The sequence below is a fragment of the Micromonospora sp. NPDC002575 genome, assembly GCF_042889525.1.
GTDB lineage: Bacteria > Actinomycetota > Actinomycetes > Mycobacteriales > Micromonosporaceae > Micromonospora > Micromonospora carbonacea.
The window spans coordinates 84265-105033 of the sequence record NZ_JBIARA010000006.1; the positions used below are offsets into that span (position 1 = coordinate 84265).

21 protein-coding genes are annotated in these 20769 nt (G+C 73.2%); 16 read left to right on the forward strand and 5 right to left on the reverse strand.

From position 1 onward, the window contains the following. Nucleotides 1–69: 69 nt before the first annotated feature. Nucleotides 70–321 carry a flavin reductase gene (locus ACFYWL_RS11715; protein ID WP_386970775.1) on the reverse strand — a complete coding sequence of 84 codons (252 nt, stop codon included), beginning with the start codon at nt 319–321 and terminating at the stop codon, nt 70–72. A gap of 233 nt (nt 322–554) precedes the next feature. Between ACFYWL_RS11715 and ACFYWL_RS11720 the strand changes: the two genes are divergently transcribed. Then, on the forward strand, nt 555–1301 hold the full coding sequence (locus ACFYWL_RS11720) for a Scr1 family TA system antitoxin-like transcriptional regulator (protein ID WP_386971313.1): 747 nt from the start codon (nt 555–557) through the stop codon (nt 1299–1301). Then, nucleotides 1289–1483 (forward strand): DUF397 domain-containing protein, encoded by a 195-nt coding sequence (locus tag ACFYWL_RS11725; RefSeq protein WP_386970777.1) that lies wholly within the window; start codon nt 1289–1291, stop codon nt 1481–1483. The genes ACFYWL_RS11720 and ACFYWL_RS11725 overlap by 13 nt, the downstream gene beginning before the upstream one ends. A gap of 76 nt (nt 1484–1559) precedes the next feature. Here ACFYWL_RS11725 and ACFYWL_RS11730 read toward each other — a convergent pair whose 3' ends face one another. Then, a complete protein-coding gene (locus tag ACFYWL_RS11730; RefSeq protein WP_386970780.1) occupies nt 1560–1946 on the reverse strand; it encodes a winged helix-turn-helix transcriptional regulator in 387 nt (128 codons plus the stop codon). A 79-nt stretch (nt 1947–2025) separates the two neighbouring features. Here ACFYWL_RS11730 and ACFYWL_RS11735 point away from each other — a divergent pair, with 79 nt between their 5' ends. Next, a complete protein-coding gene (locus tag ACFYWL_RS11735; RefSeq protein ID WP_386970783.1) occupies nt 2026–2436 on the forward strand; it encodes a RidA family protein in 411 nt (136 codons plus the stop codon). 290 nt (nt 2437–2726) lie between these two features. On the opposite strand, the gene ACFYWL_RS11740 is transcribed toward ACFYWL_RS11735, so the two are convergent. Further along, complete coding sequence (locus ACFYWL_RS11740; RefSeq protein ID WP_386970786.1) at nt 2727–3269, reverse strand: DapH/DapD/GlmU-related protein; 543 nt, start codon at nt 3267–3269, stop codon at nt 2727–2729. Between the two features lie 214 nt (nt 3270–3483). Here ACFYWL_RS11740 and ACFYWL_RS11745 point away from each other — a divergent pair, with 214 nt between their 5' ends. Beyond that, on the forward strand, nt 3484–4170 hold the full coding sequence (locus tag ACFYWL_RS11745) for a DUF4230 domain-containing protein (protein ID WP_386970788.1): 687 nt from the start codon (nt 3484–3486) through the stop codon (nt 4168–4170). A gap of 67 nt (nt 4171–4237) precedes the next feature. Here the strand turns inward: ACFYWL_RS11745 and ACFYWL_RS11750 are convergent, their stop codons facing one another. Continuing rightward, nucleotides 4238–4444, reverse strand: a complete 207-nt coding sequence (locus ACFYWL_RS11750; protein WP_386970790.1) for a PspC domain-containing protein — start codon at nt 4442–4444, stop codon at nt 4238–4240. Nucleotides 4445–4660: 216 nt separating this feature from the next. Here ACFYWL_RS11750 and ACFYWL_RS11755 point away from each other — a divergent pair, with 216 nt between their 5' ends. From ACFYWL_RS11755 to ACFYWL_RS11785, 7 genes are all read left to right on the forward strand, one after another. Then, nucleotides 4661–6031 (forward strand): L-serine ammonia-lyase, encoded by a 1371-nt coding sequence (locus ACFYWL_RS11755; protein WP_386970792.1) that lies wholly within the window; start codon nt 4661–4663, stop codon nt 6029–6031. A gap of 53 nt (nt 6032–6084) precedes the next feature. After that, on the forward strand, nt 6085–6939 hold the full coding sequence (locus ACFYWL_RS11760; RefSeq protein WP_386970794.1) for an ABC transporter permease: 855 nt from the start codon (nt 6085–6087) through the stop codon (nt 6937–6939). Continuing rightward, the gene (locus ACFYWL_RS11765; protein ID WP_386970795.1) at nt 6939–7781 is read left to right on the forward strand and encodes an ABC transporter ATP-binding protein; all 843 of its coding nucleotides are present in this window, start codon (nt 6939–6941) and stop codon (nt 7779–7781) included. The genes ACFYWL_RS11760 and ACFYWL_RS11765 overlap by 1 nt, the downstream gene beginning before the upstream one ends. Nucleotides 7782–7915: 134 nt before the next feature. Beyond that, nucleotides 7916–9889 carry a DUF5941 domain-containing protein gene (locus ACFYWL_RS11770; protein ID WP_386971315.1) on the forward strand — a complete coding sequence of 658 codons (1974 nt, stop codon included), beginning with the start codon at nt 7916–7918 and terminating at the stop codon, nt 9887–9889. Between the two features lie 16 nt (nt 9890–9905). Further along, entirely contained in the window at nt 9906–12125 is a 2220-nt protein-coding gene (locus ACFYWL_RS11775; RefSeq protein WP_386970797.1) for a CDP-glycerol glycerophosphotransferase family protein, read from the forward strand. Between the two features lie 120 nt (nt 12126–12245). Beyond that, nucleotides 12246–13559, forward strand: coding sequence for an ABC transporter ATP-binding protein (locus ACFYWL_RS11780; RefSeq protein WP_386970800.1), 1314 nt, complete (start codon nt 12246–12248; stop codon nt 13557–13559). 152 nt (nt 13560–13711) lie between these two features. Next, nucleotides 13712–15040, forward strand: coding sequence for a hypothetical protein (locus ACFYWL_RS11785; protein WP_386970803.1), 1329 nt, complete (start codon nt 13712–13714; stop codon nt 15038–15040). A 156-nt stretch (nt 15041–15196) separates the two neighbouring features. Here the strand turns inward: ACFYWL_RS11785 and ACFYWL_RS11790 are convergent, their stop codons facing one another. Next, nucleotides 15197–15538 carry a hypothetical protein gene (locus tag ACFYWL_RS11790; protein ID WP_386970806.1) on the reverse strand — a complete coding sequence of 114 codons (342 nt, stop codon included), beginning with the start codon at nt 15536–15538 and terminating at the stop codon, nt 15197–15199. 209 nt (nt 15539–15747) lie between these two features. Here ACFYWL_RS11790 and ACFYWL_RS11795 point away from each other — a divergent pair, with 209 nt between their 5' ends. From ACFYWL_RS11795 to ACFYWL_RS11815, 5 genes are all read left to right on the forward strand, one after another. Then, nucleotides 15748–16551 carry a Scr1 family TA system antitoxin-like transcriptional regulator gene (locus ACFYWL_RS11795; protein WP_386970809.1) on the forward strand — a complete coding sequence of 268 codons (804 nt, stop codon included), beginning with the start codon at nt 15748–15750 and terminating at the stop codon, nt 16549–16551. Continuing rightward, nucleotides 16542–16730, forward strand: coding sequence for a DUF397 domain-containing protein (locus tag ACFYWL_RS11800; RefSeq protein WP_386970812.1), 189 nt, complete (start codon nt 16542–16544; stop codon nt 16728–16730). Before ACFYWL_RS11795 ends, ACFYWL_RS11800 begins: the two co-directional genes overlap by 10 nt. Nucleotides 16731–16923: 193 nt before the next feature. After that, nucleotides 16924–17391, forward strand: a complete 468-nt coding sequence (locus ACFYWL_RS11805; protein ID WP_386970815.1) for a DUF4442 domain-containing protein — start codon at nt 16924–16926, stop codon at nt 17389–17391. Between the two features lie 206 nt (nt 17392–17597). Next, the gene (locus tag ACFYWL_RS11810) at nt 17598–18350 is read left to right on the forward strand and encodes a beta-phosphoglucomutase family hydrolase (protein WP_386970817.1); all 753 of its coding nucleotides are present in this window, start codon (nt 17598–17600) and stop codon (nt 18348–18350) included. Beyond that, a complete protein-coding gene (locus tag ACFYWL_RS11815) occupies nt 18347–20719 on the forward strand; it encodes a glycoside hydrolase family 65 protein (RefSeq protein ID WP_386970819.1) in 2373 nt (790 codons plus the stop codon). The genes ACFYWL_RS11810 and ACFYWL_RS11815 overlap by 4 nt, the downstream gene beginning before the upstream one ends. Nucleotides 20720–20769: the final 50 nt, after the last annotated feature.

Sequence of the window (20769 nt, forward strand, 5' to 3'; positions counted from 1 at the left end):
ATCCCTGCGCGGGCGGGCCCCGGCGAACCCCTGACCTGGTCCCGGCCCGTCCGAGCGCGCACGCCCGGCTCAGCCCCGGGCGCGGGCCCAGGACAGGAAGCGCTCGGTCAGCTCGGCCGGCGTCGCGCCGGGCGTCAGCCGCGCGAGCTGCTCCTCGGCCTCGACCTTGAGGGTGGCCAGGTAGATCAGCAGGGCGGTGCGGTTGCCCCGGTACTCCGTCAGCAGCGACAGCCGCGCCGTGCCGCAGGGCCACGGGTGGCCGCAGGCGCGGCACAGCCAGACGGGGCGCACGGGCAGGTGCGGGCGGGGTATGCGGGCCATGGATCGTCCCTCTCCGTCGACTCTGGAGAGGGGGCCGCCCACCCGTCGTGCCGCTCCTCGCGCACGTAGGAGCCGGGCGGCCCCCTCGACGGACACGCCCGCCGGGGTCACCCCTCCACCGGCCGTGCCGTTCCACCCGTCACCATGCCGATGGTTGCCGAGCGAACACACTGCGTTGCACTATGTCTCCTGAATGTAGCGGGATGTGGCGGGATGATGCGGGAGGGCGCGTGATGAACAAGGTCGTGCAGGTGGCGATGGTGGAGACCGGGCACACGGCGGAGAGCCTTGCGGCCGAGATAGGCGTGGACCCGAAGACAGCGGCCCGATGGGCGAGCCACGGGCGGATTCCGCAGACCAGACACCGCGCCAAGGTCGCGCAACTGCTGGGCAGGGACGTACTGGAGCTGTGGCCGGACGTACTGCGGCGGAGGGAACCGGCGTGGTTCCGCCCCTGGACCGAAATCGAACGCGAGGCCATTGGCCTGAGGTGCTTCGAGTCAGTCGTCATTCCGGGTCTGCTTCAGACCGAGGCATACGCCCGCGCGGTTCTTGCCTGCGGTCCGCTGATGGCGGACGCAGACGATCACGTGGAGATGCGGCTTCGGCGTTGCGCGGCGGTGTTCGATCGGCCCCGGCCGCCGCTGTCCGTCTTTGTCATCGACGAAGCTGCCCTGCGTCGGGGCGAGCCCGAGGTGATGCGCCCGCAGCTCGATCACCTCCTCGCCATGGCCCAGCGGCCCATGGTGATGGTGCACGTGCTGCCGCTGAGCGCCGGCCTGCATCCCGGACAGGCCGGACCCTTCGTCATCGCGACGACGCCCGATGGAGACGAGGTCGGCTACCTCGACGATCAGGCCGCCGGGCGCATCACAAACGACGTTGCTCCTCTGTGGGCGGTCTGGGATACCGTGAGGTCGGTCGCGCTGCCGCGAGACCAGTCCATCGAATTCCTGGGAGAGCGACCGTGGCTGACCTGACCGGCGCCCAGTGGCGCACCAGCACCCGCAGCAGCTCCAACGGCGGCAACTGCGTCGAGGTCGCCGACAATCTTTCGGGCGTGGTGGGCGTACGCGACTCGAAGGACCCGAGCGGGCCGGCGCTCGCCTTCGGGCCGGTCGCGTGGCGGGCGTTCGTCGCGCACGTCCCCGAGCGGGCCTGACCCGGCGCAGGCGCGACGCGCCCGTCCCGTACTCGGGGCGGGCGCTTGCCGTCGAGCTGCGCGATCTCGTCCGTCGTCACGATGCGGTGGGGTCTGCCTCGTCGTACGCCCGGCGTGCCGCCTCGATGGCACCCAGGTGATGGTCGGCCCAGTCGAGGAGGACGTCGACCGGCGACCGGAGGGTCTTGCCCAGCGGCGTGATCCGGTATTCGACGGCGACCGGCCGCGACGAGAGGACGCGACGCTCGACGATGCCGTTGCGTTCGAGGCGGCGCAGGGTCGCGCTCAGCGACTTCTGGCTGACGGCCGGGATCGCCTGGCGCAGCTCGTTGAACCGCGAGGGTCGTTCGCAGAGGGTGTTGAGCACCTCCAGCGACCACTTGTCGAGGACCTGGTCCAGGAGTTCACGGTGCGCCGGGGTGACGTCGAGGCGTTCCGCCGTGCCGGGGTCGGTATCTGCCATGACACCTAGTCTCGTTGAAGTTTCCTCTAAGCACCAGGTATCAAGGGGATACCAAGGTTGGTTCGAGGAAGGAATTGCGATGGGTGTCCAACTCTTCTCCCCCCAAGGCATGATGCAGCCCGTTCCCTACCACCACGTCGCGGTCGCGTCGGGGTCGCGCCACGTCCACGTGGCGGGCCAGATCAGCCGCGACGAGGCGGGGCGGCCGGTGGCGTCCGGTGACCTCCGGGGGCAGGTCGCCCAAGCGCTCCGCAACACGGCCCGCGGTCTGGGTAGCGCTGGCGCGGGCTTCTCGGACGTCGTCCGCCTGACGTTCTACGTCACGAACTGGGCGCCGGAGCGGATCGGCGACTTCATGGCCGGCGTCGACGATGTCGCGGCGGAACTCGGCCTGCCGCGGCCCCTGCCTCCGGCGTCGCTCATCGGTGTCGACCACCTCTTCGAGCCCGACGTCGAGGTCGAGGTCGAGGCGACGGCGATCGTCGACTGACAGAGCGCCTGCCCCGACTGGCTCGATGCCGTTGGTGGGACTCGGATCTTGGAAGATTCCGGCCCCCGGAGGGGCCATCGGCTTCCAAGATCTCCTGGTTCTGGCGCGTTTCGGGCCGGTTGGTCCGCCGGGGTTTCGGCGGTCGCGTTGTGGCCTGCAGATCGTGCTCGATCGGGGAAGGAGTTGGGTTCTGGGCCGAGCGAGGCCACGCTTTCCCTGATCGAGCACGATCTTGGGCGCCGATGGAACGCAATCTTGTGCTCCGGTCCGCCGCTACCAGGAGGGCCCGGTCACCACTGGCGGCGCGTGGTCGCCTTGGCTCCGGTCACCAGGGTCGCCGGCGGGACGTCGTCGGCCACGACCGCTCCGGCGGCGACCACGGCGTCCCGGCCGATGCTGACGCCGGGCAGGATCGTGGCGCCCGCGCCGATCCACACGTTCTCCGCCACGTCGATGGGCCCGCCGGTGAGGTACAGCCGCCGTTCCTCCGGGTCGACCGGGTGGCCGCTGGTGATGAAGGTGACCTTCGGGCCGACCATCACCCGCTCGGCGAGCCGGATGCCGGCGTAGTCGAGGAACGTGCAGTTCTGGTTGATGAACACACGTTCGGCGAGGTCCAGGTTGAGGCCGTGGTCGGTGTAGAACGGCGGATAGATGGTGACCCGCGCCGGCAGCGGCCTGCCGAGGATCTGGGCGAACAACTCCGCCTTGCCCGCCTCGTCCTCGAAGGGCAGCACGTTCAGGCGGGAGGTCAGCTCGGTGACCCGCAGGACCCGGGCGGCCATGGCCTGGAACTCGGCGCTGTGGATCCGCATGAGACGACCGCTGGGCACGCCACGAACCATACGCTGCGGTGATCAAGAAGTTTGCGTCACGGCAGGGGCACCAGCCTGACGCAAACCTCTTGATCACCAGGCCGGGGCGGGGCGCCGGGAGGGCGCGGGGGGCGGGGTGGGCGGGGTGGGTGGGGTGGGTGGTTGGCGGGCGGGTGTCGCATGGGGGCCGTAACGTCATGCCCAGACGATGTTCGATCGAGGATGGTGAGCGATGTCCCACGACGGTGAGGTCGACCGGCCCGCCCCCCGGGGCCCCTCCGGGCCCGCTCGGGGGCTGCTCGTGGTGCTCGGCGCGGCGGCGGTGGCCGTGGTCGTGCTGCTCGGCGCGCAGGCCACCGGCGTGTTCCCCGACTTCCGTAACCCCTTCGCCAAGGAGCAGACCGACCGCAGCCAGCCGCCGCTGCTCAAGTCGATCCAGGATCTCAGCCGCTACGTCGCGGCCGAGGGCAACTTCCAGGTCGTGGTCGACCTCCAGAACGACCGCGACAACGTGCCGGAGTTCCTGCTCAACCAGCGCACCCTCTTCGTCGGGGCGGGCAGCGTGGAGGCGTACGTCGACTTCACCAAGATCGGTGAGGGGGCGGTGGTCGTCTCGCCCGACGGGAAGTCCGTCGAGGTGAAGCTGCCCGCGCCGCAGCTCGGCCAGACCAACCTCGACATGGAGAAGAGCTATGTCGTGGCGGAGCAGCGCGGCCTGCTCAACCGGATCAACGACCTGGTCAAGGGCGACCCGAACCGCCAGCAGCAGGTCTACAAGCTGGCCGAGGACCGGATCACGGCAGCCGCCCGCGACAGCGGCCTGACCGACCGCGCGCAGGAGAACACCAACAAGATGTTGGAGGGCCTGCTGCGCTCCCTCGGGTACGAGAAGGTGACCGTCACCTACGTCGCGCCCTGACCCGTCGCCGCGAACGGCGAGACGCCCGCCCCGGGGGGAGCCGGGGCGGGCGTCCTCGTGCGGCGGGTCAGTAGCGGGTGGTGGCGTAGCGGTCCTCGTTCGGCATGAGCACCCACAGCACCAGGTAGACGATTACCTGGGTGCCAGGCAGCAGCAGCGACAGCAGGAACAGCAGCCGGACCAGGTTGGCGGACGTGTTGAACCGGCGGGCCAGGCCGACGCAGACGCCGGCGAGCATGCGCCCCTCGCGGGGCCGGACCAGTTTGCGACTCATCGTCGTACTCCCACTCTGCGGCGTGCCCGCCGCCTCTGACTCAACGGTAGGAACCGCCGTTGCACCCGCCCTCCGTCGCGAGGGGGATCCCGGTACCCCTGACCCGTAGGTGCATACCCGGGCGGGCCCGCCCCGACGCACCGAGTGAGGAGGCGGGCGGCGGGTAGGCTCGCCGGTCGGGTCCGTACAGGGGCGTACGACGGCGAGGAAGTGCATATGATCAGCGTTTTCGATCTCTTCAGCGTGGGCATCGGGCCGTCCAGCTCGCACACGGTGGGCCCGATGCGGGCGGCGCGGACGTTCGTGACCGGGCTCAAGGCCGACGGCCTGCTCGCCGGCGTCGCCCGGGTGCGCGCCGAGCTGTTCGGCTCGCTGGGCGCCACCGGCCACGGCCACGGCAGCGGCCCCGCCGTGCTGCTCGGCCTGGAGGGCGACGCCCCGGAGACCGTCGACACCGACACCGTCGCCCCCCGGGTGGCCGCGATCCACGCCGGGCGGCGGCTGACCCTGCTCGGCGCGCAGGAGGTCGACTTCGACCCGGACCGGGACCTGGTGCTGCACCGCCGCCGGTCGCTGCCGTACCACCCGAACGGGATGACCTTCGCCGCGTACGACCGGGCGGGGGCGCTCCTGCGGGAGCGGACGTACTACTCGGTCGGCGGCGGGTTCGTGGTGGACGAGGCGGCGGCCGGCGCGGACCGGATCGTCCCCGACGCCACCCGCGTGCCGTATCCGTTCGGCACGGGGGCGGAGCTGCTGGCGGTCAGCGCCGGAAACGGGCTGTCGATCAGCGAGGTGATGCTGGCCAACGAGCTGGCCCGGCGCACCGAGGGCGAGGTGCGGGCCGGTCTGCTGGACATCTGGCGGGTGATGCGGGAGTGCGTGGCGTCCGGCTGCGCCCGCGACGGCGTACTCCCCGGGGGGTTGAAGGTGCGGCGGCGGGCGGCGGAGCTGCGGCGCGGCCTGGAGGCGGACGCCGACAGCGCGGACCCGCTGCGGGTGATGGACTGGGTGACCCTGTTCGCGCTCGCGGTCAACGAGGAGAATGCGGCCGGCGGGCGGGTGGTGACCGCGCCGACGAACGGCGCGGCCGGGATCATCCCGGCGGTGCTGCACTACTACACCCGGTTCGTGCCGGGGGCGGACGAGGCGGGCGTGGTCCGGTTCCTGCTGGCGGCCGGGGCGATCGGCGTGCTGTTCAAGGAGAACGCATCGATCTCCGGGGCCGAGGTGGGCTGTCAGGGCGAGGTCGGCTCGGCCTGCTCGATGGCCGCCGCCGGGCTGGCCGAGGCGCTCGGCGGCACCCCGGAGCAGGTGGAGAACGCGGCCGAGATCGGCATGGAGCACAACCTGGGGCTGACCTGCGACCCGGTCGGGGGCCTGGTGCAGATCCCCTGCATCGAGCGGAACGCGGTGGCTAGCATCAAGGCGATCACTGCGGCCCGGCTGGCGCTGCGCGGCGACGGGGTGCACCACGTCTCGCTGGACAAGGTGATCAAGACGATGCGCGAGACGGGCGCCGACATGAAGGTCAAGTACAAGGAGACGTCGCGGGGCGGCCTGGCCGTCAACGTGATCGAGTGCTGAGCCGCGACCGAGTGCTGAGCCGTGATCGAGTGCTGAGCCGGCGAGGAGGCGGAGTGACGTCTGGCGTCCGGGCGGCCGGCCCGCAGGGGCCGGCGGCCCGCCTGTGGGCGCACCGCGGCTCGCTGCGCATCCTCGTCCGCCGCGACCTCGCGGTGAAGTACCAGCAGTCGGTGCTGGGCTACTTCTGGTCGCTGATCGAGCCGCTGGGCATGGGCGCGATCTACTGGTTCGTCTTCGGGGTGCTCTACTCGGGGGACACGAGCCGGCACCTGGGGCAGGCGGCCGGGTCGTACCCGCTGTTCCTGATCACCGGCATCTTCGCCTGGATGTGGACCAGCTCGGCGTTGAGCGAGGCGACCAACGCGCTCACCGGCCAGGCCCGACTGATCACCACGATGAACGTGCCGCGCCAGGTGTTCCCCATCGGCCGGATCACCGGCCGGTTCGCCGAGTACGCCGCCGGCCTGCCGATCCTGGCCGCCATCGCCGTCGCGTACGCGGTGCGCGGCGAGGTGCGTCCGGGCTGGTCCGTGCTCGCCCTGCCGCTGGCCGTCGCCGTGCAGGCGGTGCTGCTGGTCGGGCTGGCGCTGCTGCTGTCGGCGTTGAACGTGCTGATGCGCGACATCGAGCGGTTCATGCGCCTGGTGATCCGGGTGCTGTTCTACGCCACCCCGATCATCTATCCCCTGAGCCTGGTCCGGGAGTCGACGCTGCCGGGCTGGGTGAAGGCCGCGTACGAGCTGAACCCGCTGGTCGGCATCTTCCAGCTGCACCACGCCGTCTGGTATCCGGACCAGTTCCCCGACGCCCGGCTGCTCGCCACCACGGTCGCGGTGAGCGTGCTGGTGCTGGCGGCCGGCTGGTGGGCGTTCCGGCGGCTCGAACCCGCCGTGCTCAAGGAGCTGTGATGGCGGCCGACCCGATCATCGAGGCGGACGGGCTGGGCATCCGGTTCGTCCGCAACCGGCGGCGGCAGCTTCGGCTGCGCGAGTTCTTCATCCGCCCCGGTGGGCGCAACGCCAACGGCAGCCGGTCCGCCGATTCCGGCCGGTCCGCCGCCGGACTCGCCGCCGGGCTCGCCGCCGGGCTCGCCGCCGACAAGAGCCGGTCCGGCGACGACGGGCGGTTCTGGCCGCTGCGGGACGTGTCGTTCCGCGTCGCGCCCGGCGAGACGGTCGGGGTGGTCGGCCGCAACGGCACCGGCAAGAGCACCCTGCTGCGGCTGATCGCCGGGGTGCTCATCCCGGACGAGGGGAGCATCCGGGTCCGCGGCGACGTGGCCCCGCTGCTGGAGCTGTCGGCCGGCTTCTCCAACGACCTGACCGGCCGGGAGAACCTCTACCTCGTCGGCGGGCTGCACGGCCTGTCGGCGCGCTACCTGCGGAAACACTTTCATGAGATCGTCTCCTTCGCCGGCGAGCAGGTGGAACGGGCCATCGACACGGCGGTGCGGCACTACTCGTCGGGGATGAAGGTCCGCCTCGGCTTCGCGATCATCTCCCACCTGCCGCACCCGATCCTGCTGATGGACGAGGTGACGGCGGTCGGGGACGCGGAGTTCCGCGAGAAGTGCTATGCGACGATCGAGCGATTGCTTCGGGAGGGACGCACACTCGTGCTGGTGTCACACAACGAAAAGGATCTGACCCGGTTCTGCCGTCGGGGGCTCTACCTCGACGCCGGGCGGTTGACCGTCGACGGGACGATCGCCGAGGCGCTCGACGCCTACCACGCCGCGGTCGCGCGGTGACCGTCGCGATCGTGCTCGCCGCCGAAACGCCGGCCGCGGGCCAGCCGACCGCCGCCGATGCCCAGGCAGGAGGCGGGGACGCGGCCGGGGCCACCCTCGCCGACCGGCTCGCCGAGCAGTGGCACCGGGCCGGGGTGACCCACGTGCGGCGCGCCGCGAACCTGACCGAGCTGGCGACGCTTGTCGACGCCGCCACCGGCCCGGTGATCGTCAGCGGGACGGACCTGGTCGCGCACACCGCCGTACTGCGGCACCTGGCCACCAGCCCGGTGGGCCCGACCGTGGCCCTGGTGCTGACCGATCCGCCGGCCCCCGGCCAGGCCGTGGTGCGCGAGGAGCGCGGCCAGGTCGTCGACGCCGGCCCGGACGGGCGGCTCGACGGCGGGCAGACCGGGGTGTTCGGCGGCGCGCTGCGGGTGGGCCGCGACGACCTGCCCGCGCTGGCCGCCGCCGCCCGCGCCGCCGTCGCTGGAACGCCGATCGCCGCCGCCCGCGCCGCCGTCGCGGGCACGCCGATCGCCGGCACCGACCCGGCCGCCGTCGCGGGCACGCCGCCGGCCGCCGGGTCCGAGGCGGCCGGGTCCGCCGTGGACCGGCTGTTCACCGGCCTCACCGCGCTGGGCACGCTGACGTTCGCCCACCGGGTACGCCTGCTCGTCGCCCACCGGGTCACCGACCCGGCCGGGCTGGCCGCCGCCGAGGCGGCCGTCGCCGCCGTCGACGAGGACCGGGCCGAGCTGCGGCTGTCGGTGAAGGAGAAGGACGACTTCTTCACCACGTTCTTCGTCAGCACCTGGTCGCCGTACGTGACGAAGGCGTCGGCGAAGCTCGGCCTGACGCCGACCGGGGTCACCGCGATCTCGGTGCTGTTCGCGGCCGTCGCGGCGGTGCTGTTCGGCGTCGGCGGCCGGCCGGCGCTGGTCACCGGCGCGGTGCTGCTCTACCTCGGCTTCGTGCTGGACTGCGTCGACGGGCAGCTCGCCCGCTACACCCGGCACTTCAGCGCGTGGGGCGGCTGGCTGGACACGATGGCCGACCGGGCCAAGGAATACCTGGTCTACGCCGGCCTCGGCTACGGGGCGACGGCCGCCGGGTTCCGCTACGGCTGGGCGTTGGCCGTGGCCGCGATGACGTTGCAGACCGTCCGGCACATGACCGACACCTGGTACGGGGTGCTGCACGACGAGGCGGCCCGCCGGCCGAAGGCCGTCGGCGCGGGCGGTGGCGGCGGCGGGATCGGCGACCGGCTGAACGCCGCGTCGACCCGGGTGCAGGCCGACACGGGCTCGCTGTCGTACTGGCTCAAGCGCACGGTGGTGTTCCCGATCGGGGAGCGGTGGGCGCTGATCGCGCTGACGGTGGCGCTGTTCGGCCCGCTGGTCAGCCTCGTCGCGGTGCTGGCCTGGGGGGTGCTGGCGTTCGCGTACACGGGTGCGCTGCGCACGCTGCGGGCCCGCTGGATGTGGGTGCCGGTGCTGGACACGGTCGACGCGACGCTGCACCGCGACGACGGGCCGATCGCGGCCCGGTTCCCGGTGCTGCGGCCGATGGGCCCGCTGACCCTGGCCGTGCTCGGGGCGCTCGGCCCGGCGGCGCTGCTGGTCGCGGCCGGGCTGCGGGTGCGGGCCGGCGACGAGGCGGGCGGGCTGGCCTGGGCGACGCCGGTGGCGCTGCTGGTGCTGCTGGTCGCCGCGCTCGGGGCGGGGGCGGCGCACAACGGCCCGCTGGACTGGCTGGTGCCGGCGGCGCTGCGGGCCGGCGAGTACCTGTTCGCCATCGCCGCCGGCGTGGTCGGCGGGGCCCCCGCCTGGGTGGTCTTCGGCTACGTCTTCGTGCTGACCCTGCACCACTACGACCTGACCGCCCGGCTGGAGAAGCGGCAGTCGGCCCCGCCGCTGCACGGCGCCACGCTGGGCTGGGAGGGGCGCTCGGCGGCGCTCGCGGTAGCGGCTTTCGCCGGTTTCGCGGGGATTGCCATGACTACACTCGGTGCGTACCTGCTCGTGGTTTTCGTCGGGAGCGTGGTCCTGGCCTGGGTCGTGCTGCCCGCCCGCGCCCGGCGGGGCGTGGGGGTCCCGGCGGGCGGTGAGGTCCGCCAGCCGGGCTGACGTGAGGGGCCGGCCGATGACGCTGATCAGCTTCGTCGTACCGGCCTACCGGGTGCAGGCGTACCTGAGCGAATGCCTCGACTCGATCCTCGGCCAGCCGTTCGACGACGTCGAGGTCATCGGCGTCGACGACCACTCGCCGGACGGCAGCGGCGGCATCCTCGCCGACTACGCGGCCCGGGACCACCGGGTGCACGCCGTCCGGCTCGACGACAACGTCGGCCTCGGTCCGGCCCGCAACGTCGGGCTGGACCGGGCCGGCGGCGAGTACGTCTGGTTCGTCGACGGCGACGACTGGCTCGCCCCGGACTGCCTCGCCGAGGTGGCCGCCCGGCTGCGCCGGACCCGCCCGGACGTGCTGGTCGTCGACCACGTCCGGGTGCGCTGGGACGGGCGGACCACCCGCAGCGCGCTGGCCGACGCCTTCCCCACCCCGCCCGGGGACGAGACGTTCCGGCTGGCCGAGCGGCCGGAGGCGCTGCGGCTGCTGCACACCGCCTGGAACAAGCTGGTCCGGCGGGAGTTCCTGGTCGACCTCGGGCTGCGCTTCGAACCCGGCTGGTACGAGGACGTCGCGTTCAGCTACCCGCTGCTGCTGGGCGCGGAGCGGATCGGGGTGCTCGACCGGGTCTGCCTCAACTACCGGCAGCGCCGGGCCGGGGCGATCACCCGCACCCGGGGCGACCGGCACTTCGAGGTGTTCGTCCAGTGGCACCGGGTGTTCCGGTGGATGGCCGAGCGGACGCCGCCGGTCGACGGCCTGCGTCCGGCGGTCTTCGAGCGGATGATCTGGCACTACCTGACCGTGCTCGGCAACGGCGAGCGGATCGCCCCCGAGCTGCGGTCGGCCTTCTTCGACCGGATCACCGCCGACTACGTCCGCTGGCTGCCGCCCGGCGGCTACCCGGCCCCACCCGGGGTGGAGGGGCTCAAGCACCGGCTGGTCGCCGCGGGCCGGTGGCGGACGTTCAGCGCGTTGCGGGCCGCCAACCAGGCCCGGGAGGTCGCCGGGCGGCACGTCCGCTGGGGCAGGCCCGCTGCCCGTCGGGCCGCCCGGCTGGGCCGCGACGCGGTGCTGCGCGAGTACTACCTGGCGGAGCTGCGCCGGCCGCTCGACCCGCAGCTCGCCGTCTACGCCGCCTACTGGTTCCGGGGGTACGCCTGCAACCCGGCCGCGATCTACGAGGCGGCCCGCCGGCTGGCCCCGCAGGTGCGCGGGGTGTGGATCGTCCGGCGGGACCGGGTCGAGTCCCTGCCGCCCGGGGTGGAGTACGTCGTCGCCGGCACCCGCGAGTGCCAGCGCGTGCTGGCGCGGGCGACGTGGCTGGTCAACAACGTCAACTTCCCCGACTTCGTGCGCAAGCGCCCCGGGTCGGTGCACGTGCAGACCCACCACGGCACCCCGGTAAAGGTGATGGGGCTGGACCAGCAGCGGTACCCGGTCGGCGCGGTCGGGATGGACTTCGCGAAGCTACTGCGCCGGGTGGACCGGTGGGACTACAGCGTCTCGGCGAACAGCTTCTCCACCCAGATGTGGGAGCGGGCGTACCCGGCCGCGTACACCACCCTGGAGGTGGGCTACCCGCGCAACGACCGGCTGGTCACGGCCACCGACGCCGACGTACGCGAGGTGCGCGCCCGGCTCGGCCTCGCCGCGGACGCCCGGGTCGTGCTGTACGCGCCGACGCACCGCGAGCACCTGCCCGGCTACCGGCCGCCGTTCGACCCGGAGCTGCTGCGCGACGCGCTCGGCCCGGCCGGCGTGCTGCTGATGCGCAGCCACTACTTCGCCGAGCGGGATCGGGACCGGGACCGGCTGCCGGCGGCTGCCGGCTCGTCGCTCGGCTCCGCGCCCGGTCCCGGCCCCGCGCGGGTGCTCGACGTCAGCGGGCACGACCGGGTGGAGGACCTCTACCTCGCCGCCGACGTGCTGGTCACCGACTACTCGTCGGCGATGTTCGACTATGCCGTGCTGGACCGGCCGATCGTCGTATACGCCCCGGACTGGGAGGCGTACCGGCTGGCCCGGGGCGTCTACCTGGACCTGCTCGCCGAGCCGCCCGGCGCGGTGACCACCAGCTTCCCCGGCCTGCTGGACCTGTTCCGCTCCGGCGCGGTCGACGCCGAACCCGCCACGGCGGCCCGCCGCCGGTTCCGGGAGCGGTTCTGTGCCCTGGAGGACGGGCACGCCGCCGAGCGGGTCGTCCGGCGGGTGTTCCTGGGGGAAGCCGGCTGAACCGCAGGATCATGTAATAGGTCTGTCACGAGCCGAACATGGCACGTTTACCCGATGTGCGGCGTCCATGATCCTGGTCACATTCATTCGGGGTTCAACCGAGGGGCTGGGGAGGAGACGGTGACAACCGTCGCGCTCAAGGATGTGACCAAGGTGTTTCAGGACGGCACGATAGCCGTCGACAAGATAAACCTGGACGTGAACGACGGGGAGTTCATGGTCCTGCTCGGCCCGTCGGGGTGTGGAAAGTCGACGGTGCTGCGGATGATCGCGGGCCTGGAGGACCCGACCGCCGGTGCGGTGCTGCTCGACGGCGAGCTGGCCAACGACCTGCCGCCCCGGGACCGGAAGATCGCCATGGTCTTCCAGGACTTCGCCCTCTACCCGCACATGACGGTGGGCGACAACATCGGCTTCCCCCTGCGGCTGGCCGGGGTCGACCCGTCGCCGCGCGGGGAACGGGTCGCCGACGTGGCCAGCGCGCTGGGCATCGGCGACGTGCTGGGCCGCAAGCCCAGCCAGCTCTCCGGCGGGCAGCGCCAGCGGGTCGCGATGGGCCGCGCCATCGTCCGCCGGCCGGGCCTGTTCCTGATGGACGAGCCGCTGTCGAACCTCGACAGCGGCCTGCGGGCGGAGCTGCGCGCGGAGATCTCCGCCCTCACCCGCGAGCTGGGCGTCACCACCATCTACGTCACCCACGACCAGGCCGAGGCGCTGACCATGGCCGACCGGGTGGCGATCATGCGCAAGGGCGTCCTCCAGGACGTCGGCACCCCCACCCAGGTGTACGGGCGGCCGGCCACCCTCTACGTCGCCGCGTTCCTCGGCAGCCCGAGGATGAACCTGCTGGAGGCGTCGGTCTACGTCCACCTCGACCGGTACGTGACGCTGAACCTGGGCGAGCAGTCGCTCTACCTGCCGTGGGACGACATCCGCAGCCGGTCCGTCGCGCACTACCACGGCGAGCGGATCGTGGTCGGGATGCGGGCCGAGGCGCTCACCCCGGTCGCGCCGGACACCCCCGGGCACGTCCTCCAGGGCCGGATCCGCTACCTGGAGCACCACGGGCACGAGTCGTTGGCCTTCCTCGACATCGGGGCCACCGCGATCGTGGTCGACGAGATGGGCAACCGGGCCGAGGAGGCAGGCGGCGGCCAGCGCGGGCTGCGCCGGTTCGGGCAGGTCATGCAGCGGCTCACCGGGCGCGCCGGTGACGCCGAGGAGGCCCCCGCCGAGCAGGCCCGGGGCGGCGGCAACCGCACCAGCGTGCTCAACGACCCGGGCCGGCACCACCGCCGTCCCGCCGAGCTGGCCGTGCGGCTCGCCCCGTACCCGGCGGTCAGCTCCGGGCACCCGCTGGCCATCTCCGTACGCATGGACGCCCTGCACTTCTTCGACGAGCGCGGCGACCGGATCGACGTGGGCTGGCGCTGAGCGGCCCGTTTCGCTCCGGGCTGGCGCGGTCTGGTCCGGCGCGGTCTGGTCCGGAGCGGTCTGGTCCGGAGCGGGGTGGCGGGCGGGGTGGGCGGTGCCCTACGGTCAGCGGACCTCGTCCACTGAGCACGGTGTGAGAAAGGGGTCAGCCCGTGTCGGGTGACCGTCCGAGCCCGCTCGTCATCGAACGCATCCTGCGCGACCGGCAGGGCGTCTGGCAGCAGATCGTGGCCGACCGCGACCTCACCGGCCTCACGCTGCGCATGCTGGCCAGCTCGGGCATCGCCCTGGCCTGCTACGGCGCGGTGCTGGGCGCGTTCCACAGCGTGCTGATGGCGTTGACGTCGGCGGTGAAGCTGCCGCTGCTGTTCCTGGTCACCCTCGCCATCTGCCTGCCCACGCTCTACCTGTTCAACCTCGTGTTCGGGGCCCGGCTGTCGGTGCGGCAGTCGCTGGCGCTGGTGATGGTGGCGATCACCGTCACCTCGATGCTGGCCGTGGCGTTCGCGCCGATCAGCCTGTTCTTCCTGATCACCGCACCGGACTACGGCTTCTTCAAGCTGCTCAACGTCGCGATCCTGACGCTGAGCGCGGTGGTCGGGCTGCGCTTCCTGACCGGCGGGATGCAGGTGCTCAACGCGCACGGCCTGCTCGCCCCGGCGGCGGCTCCTGCCGTCGCTGCCCCGGCCGTCGTCCCGGCTGCCCCGGCCGTCGTCCCGGCTGCCCCGGCCCCGGCGGCTTCGGCTCCGGCGGCTTCGGCTCCGGCGGCTTTGGCTCCGGCGGTGCCGGCCGCGCCGGCTTTGGCGGTGCCGGCTGCGCCGGCTTTGGGGGTGCCGGCTGCGCCGGCTTTGGGGGTGCCGGCTGCGCCGGCTTTGGGGGTGCCGGCTGCGCCGGCTTTGGGGGTGCCGGCTGCTCAGGCGACGCCGCAGGCCGTCGGTCAGCCCGCCGCCGAGCCGGTGGCGGTCGGCGCGAACGGCGCGGGCGCCGCGACCCCGGCGGTCCCGGCCGCTCCGGCGGCTCCGGCCGCCCCCGCCACTGCGGCGGCTGCGGCTGGCGAGCCCGCCGCCGCGCCCGTGCCGGCCGCGCCCGTGCCTGCCGCGCCCGTGCCCGTGCCTGCCGCGCCCGTGCCCGTGCCCGTGCCTGCCGCGCCCGTGCCCGTCGCGGCCGGCGCTTCGCCGCAGCAGGTGGTGGCCGGGCAGCACCTGGTGCCGGCCGGGCCGGGCCCGCTCCCGCCCGGGTACCCGGCGCAGCCGCACCGGCAGTGGCCGTACCCGGCGGAGCGCCCCGCACCGGACGGGCAGCGCCCGGCCAGCATGACCCTGCTGTACGTGTGGATCCTGCTGTTCGGCTTCGTCGGCACCCAGCTAGCGTGGACCCTGCGCCCGTTCTTCGGCAGCCCCGGGGAGGGGTTCGCGCTGTTCCGCAGCATCGAGGGCAACTTCTACGCCGAGATCATCCGCACCATCGGCAACCTCTTCTGACGCCCGTCCGGTAGACCCCCGGTCCCGCATGATCGCGCTCGATCGCGGAAAGAGTTGCCATTCCGGCGCAACGTGGCCACTCGATCCCTGATCGAGCGCGATCATGCGGGTTCGTTCGTGCGGCCCGGGTGCCGCCGGCCAGGCGGGCATGATCGGCTACGGGGGGTCGGGGGTGGGTGGGCGGCGGCGGTACGGGCCCCAGGCGACGAAGCGGGCGTACAGGTCGCCGGGGGCGGGGCCGTCGTCGGGGTTGAGCCGGTAGAGGTCCCGGGCCGCCTCGTAGAACATCCCGCACAGGTAGATCGACAGGCCGATCGCGTTGTCCGCGTAGTCCGCCCTGAGCAGCAACCGCGCCTCGGCGCACGGCCACGGCTGCCCGCACGCCCGGCAGCACCACAGTGGGCGCAGCGGGGTGTGCGGCGTGGCGTGCGGCGGGTACGCCCGAGGGCGGTCCGCCGCCGGCCCGTCACCGGGCTGCGGAAGCTGGTGGCTGATCACGTACGTCTCCTTTCTTGCCGGAAGGGGCCCGCCCCGCCGGGGGAATGGCGGGGCGGGCCCGCGCGGTCGCGCCGCGTTCCCGGGGGTGGAAGCGGCGGCGGCCCCGCTGCGTGACAGTCTGCTGATCGCGGTACTACTCTCAGAAGCCTTTCCGCTCCCACCAGCCCGGCCGTCCGATTCGGCCCGGGCGTGCGTGCAGAGGTGTGCAGATGAGCCATCGGATCCCCATGTTGGAGCTGTTCGCCGGCGAGCTGCGCCGCCTGCGGACGGGCGCGGGCCTGTCGCAGGAGGCCCTCGGCGAGCGGGTGAACTACTCGGCGTCGCTGGTGGCGGCGGTCGAGCAGTGCCGCCGCCCGCCCCGGGAGGAGTTCACCCAGCGGTGCGACGACACGCTGGGCGGCGAGGGGTTGCTGGTGCGCATCCGGGACACGCTGGTGCGGGAGAGCCTGATGCCGTGGTTCCGCGAGTGGGTGACCATCGAGCAGGAGGCCACCACGCTGCGCAGCTTCCAGCCGCTGGTCGTGCCGGGCCTGCTACAGACCGAGGCGTACGCCCGCGCGCTCTACGAGGGCGCGGCCCAGCTCGTCGGCGACGCGATCGAGCAGCCCCTCGCCGCGCGGCTGGCCCGGCAGGCGGTGCTCGACCGGCCCGCCCCGCCGCAGCTCGTGGCCGTGCTCGACCACACCGTGCTGGAGCGCCCCGTCGGCGGGCCCGCCGTGATGCGCGAGCAGTTGCGGCACCTGGTCGAGATGGGCCGCCGCCCCCGGGTGCACCTGCACCTGGTGCCGCGCGGCACCGGCGCGTACCCGGGGCTCAACGGCGCGTTCGTGCTCGCCACCCTGCCCGAGGCGAACGACGTCGGTTACCTGGACAACCAGTTGCAGGGCACCATCGTGGAGCGCACAGTGGACGTACACTCGCTGCGGCAGGGGTGGGAGTCCGTGCGGGCGGAGGCGCTGCCGCACGGCGCCACGCTCACGGCGATCACGGAGGCGGCAGAGGCATGGACCTGACCGGCGCGACCTGGCGCAAGAGCTCCCGCAGCAGCGGCAACCAGGGCGACTGCGTGGAGGTGGCCGACAACCTGCCGGGGGCGGTCGCGGTGCGCGACAGCAAGGACCGGCGGGGCCCCGCGCTGGTGTTCGCCCCGGCGAGCTGGGCGGCGTTCGTCGCGCAGGCGAAGCGCCGCTGAGGCCACCGCCGCCGAGTTCGCTCGGCGCTGAGGTCGCTCGGCGTTGTGGTCGTCCAGCGCTGAGATCGTTCAGCGCTGAGGTCGCTCGGCGTTGTGGTCGCTCGGCGTTGTGGTCGTTCAGCGCTGAGGTGGTTCGGCGTTGAGGCGCGGGCCGCTGCTTGAGCTACAAGTTACTGCGGAGTAGCCTGCGGGCATGACCATCGACTCGCGCCAGGTCGCCGCCGGCATGCTGGAGGCGGTGCCGTTCGCCCGCACGCTCGGCGTCGAATTCGTCGAGGTGGCCCCCGAGGCCGAGGGCGGCGTGCGCGCCGTGGTCCGGCTGCCCGACTCGCCGGCCACCCACAACCACGTCGGCGGCCCGCACGCCGGAGCGATGTTCGCCCTCGGCGAGACCGCCTCCGGCGCGGTGGTGCTCGCCGCGTTCGGGCAGCTCCTCGACCGGGTGGTGCCGCTGGCGGTGCGGGCGGAGATCGCGTACCAGAAGGTGGCGATGGGCCCGGTGCTGGCCACCGCGCGGCTCGGCCGGCCCGCGTCCGAGGTGCTCGCGGAGCTGGAGGCCGGCCGGCGGCCCGAGTTCCCGGTCGAGGTCGGGATCGGCACCGAGGACGGCACCCCGACCTCGGCGATGACGGTCGTCTGGACGCTGCGCCCCCACCGCTGACCCCGCGCCCCGATCCCGCGCCGCCCCGCCGCCGCCGCGCCGCCGCCCCGCCGCCGCGCGCCGCCCCGCCGCCGCGCGCCGCCCCGCCGCCGCGCGCCGCCGCCTCGCGTGGTGAGAGGGGTGACCTTCTATACCGTAGGCGTTAACAAGGGGCCCTTCCTTCTCAAAGGGGTTTGGCGGGTTCCGGGGGTGGATAGATTCGTACCGTGCTGGGCCTGCCTGCTCACGTGACCGCGTGTCTCTTCGACCTGGACGGTGTGCTGACGCAGACCGCCCGGGTGCACAACGCCGCGTGGACCGAGACGTTCGACGCGTTCCTCCGGCGTCGCGCGGCGGCCACCGGGGAGCCGTACCGGCCGTTCGACCCGGGGCCCGACTACAACCGGTACGTCGACGGGAAGCCCCGCGCCGACGGGGTGCGGTCGTTCCTCGCCTCCCGGGGCATCGTCCTGCCGGAGGGCTCGCCCGACGACCCGCCCGACGCGGACACCGTCCACGGTGTCGGCAACCGGAAGAACGCGGTCCTGCTCAAGCGCATCCACACCGACGGGGTCGAGGTCTATCCGGGCTCCGTGACGTACCTGCGGGCGGCGACCGCCGCCGGGCTGCGCCGCGCCGTCGTTTCGGCCAGCGCCAACTGCCGCGACGTCGTCGCCGCCGCCGGGCTGGAGCCGCTGCTGGAGGCCCGGGTCGACGGGGTGGTCGCCCGCGAGCAGGGGCTGCGCGGCAAGCCGCAGCCCGACACGTTCCTGGCCGGCGCGAAGCTGCTCGGCGTCGACCCCGCGCAGGCCGCCGTCTTCGAGGACGCCCTAGCCGGGGTGGCCGCCGGCCGGGCCGGCGGATTCGGGTACGTCGTCGGCGTCGACCGGGTGGGCCAGGCCGACGAGCTGCGCGCGCACGGGGCGGACGTCGTGGTGACCGACCTCGCCGACCTGGTGGACGGGAGGCCCGACGCATGATCCGGGAACGCGCCTATCCGGTGGAGCCCTGGCACATCCGGGAGACCCGGCTCGACATGGACGTCCTGGCCCAGTCCGAGTCGGTCTTCGCGCTCTCCAACGGGCACATCGGCCTGCGCGGCAACCTCGACGAGGGCGAGCCGCACGGCCTGCCCGGGACGTACCTGAACAGCTTCTACGAGCTGCGCCCCCTGCCGTACGCGGAGGCCGGGTTCGGTTTCCCCGAGTCCGGACAGACCATCGTCAACGTCACCAACGGCAAGCTGATCCGGCTGCTCGTCGACGACGAACCCCTCGACGTGCGGTACGGCGAGCTCCTCGCCCACGAGCGGGTCCTCGACCTGCGCGCCGGCACCCTGCACCGGGAGCTGCACTGGCGCACCCCCGCCGGGCGCGAGGTCAAGGTGCGCAGCACCCGGCTGGTGTCGTTCACCCAGCGCTCCGTGGCCGCCATCAACTACGAGGTCGAGGCGGTCGACGGGCCGCTGCGGCTGATCCTCCAGTCGGAGTTGGTGGCCAACGAGTCCCTGCCGGCGCAGAGCCGCGACCCCCGGGTGGCGGCGGTGCTGGAGTCGCCGTTGCAGGCCGAGGAGGAACTGACCACCAACGACGGAGGGCTGCTCATCCACCGCACCAAGGTCAGCGGGCTGCGGGTGGCCGCCGCCATGGACCACGACGTGTACGCGCCGGAGCACGCCACCGTCGACACCGAGGGGTACGAGGACTGGGTCCGTACCACCGTGGGTTGCGTGCTGAAGCCCGGCGAGACGCTGCGGGTGGTCAAGTACCTGGCGTACGGCTGGTCGAGCCGCCGGTCGCTGCCGGCGCTGCGCGACCAGGTCGGCGCGGCCCTCGCCGCGGCCCGCCTCGACAGCTGGGACGGGCTGCGCCGGGAGCAGCGGGAATACCTCGACGAATTCTGGGACGCCGCCGACGTCCGGGTCGAGGGCGACCCGGAGGTGCAGCAGGCGGTGCGGTTCGGGCTGTTCCACGTGCTCCAGGCCGGGGCGCGGGCCGAGCGCCGGCCGATCTCCGCGAAGGGCCTCACCGGCCCGGGGTACGACGGGCACGCCTTCTGGGACACCGAGATGTTCGTGTTGCCGGTGCTCACCTACACCCAGCCCGGCGCGGTGCGCGACGCCCTGTACTGGCGGCACTCCACTATCGCCCAGGCGCAGGAGCGGGCCCGCACGCTGAACCTGGCCGGGGCGGCGTTCCCGTGGCGCACGATCGAGGGGCCGGAGTCGTCGGCGTACTGGCCGGCGGGGACGGCGGCGTTCCACATCGCCGCCGACGTGGCCGACGCGCTGCGCCGGTACGTGCTGGTCACCGGCGACGAGGGGCTGGAGCGGGAGATCGGCCTGGAGCTGCTGATCGAGACGGCCCGGCTGTGGCGCTCCCTCGGGCACCATGACCGGCACGGCCGGTTCCACATCGACGGCGTGACCGGCCCCGACGAGTACACGGCCGTGAAGAACGACAACGTCTACACCAACCTGATGGCGCAGCGGAACCTGCTCACCGCCGCCGAGTGCGCGATGCGCTTCCGGGACCAGGCGATCGACCTGGGGGTCACCGAGGAGGAGGCGGCGGCCTGGCGGGACGCGGCGAACGCGATGTGCGTCCCGTACGACGAGGGCGTCGCCGTGCACGAGCAGGTGGAGGGGTTCACCCGGCTCCAGGAGTGGGACTTCGAGCACACGCCGACCGAGAAGTATCCGCTGCTGCTGCACTACCCGTACTTCGACCTGTATCGCAAGCAGGTCATCAAGCAGGCCGACCTGGTGCTCGCCATGCACTGGCGGGGGGACGCGTTCACCGAGGAGCAGAAGCGGCGCAACTTCCTCTACTGCGAGCGGCGCACCGTACGGGACTCGTCGCTGTCGGCCTGCACGCAGGCGGTGATCGCCGCCGAGGTGGGCTACCTGGAGCTGGCCCACCGGTACCTGCGCGAGGCCGCGCTGATGGACCTGCACGACCTCAACGAGAACACCCGCGACGGGGTGCACATGGCGTCCCTCGCCGGCGCGTGGATCGCCCTGGTCGCCGGGTTCGGCGGGCTGCGCGACCACGACGGGACGCTGACGTTCGCGCCCCGGCTGCCGAGCCGGCTCGACCGGCTGGAGTTCTCGTTGCAGTGGCGGGGGCTGCGGCTGCGGGTCGACGTTCGGGCGCACCAGACGACGTACGCGCTGCGCCACGGCCGCGCCGACGACGTGGTGGAACTGCGGCACCACGGCGAGAAGGTGCGGGTGACCTACGCGGAGCCGGTCACCGTGCCGGTGCCGCCGTTCACGCCGCCGGCCACCGAACCGGAGCAGCCGCCCGGCCGGGCACCGCGGCTCCGCCTCCCGGAGCAGCTCGGCTGAGCCCGTCCCCGCGGCGGGCGTTCCCGGTCGGCCGGGGCGCTTCCCCGACC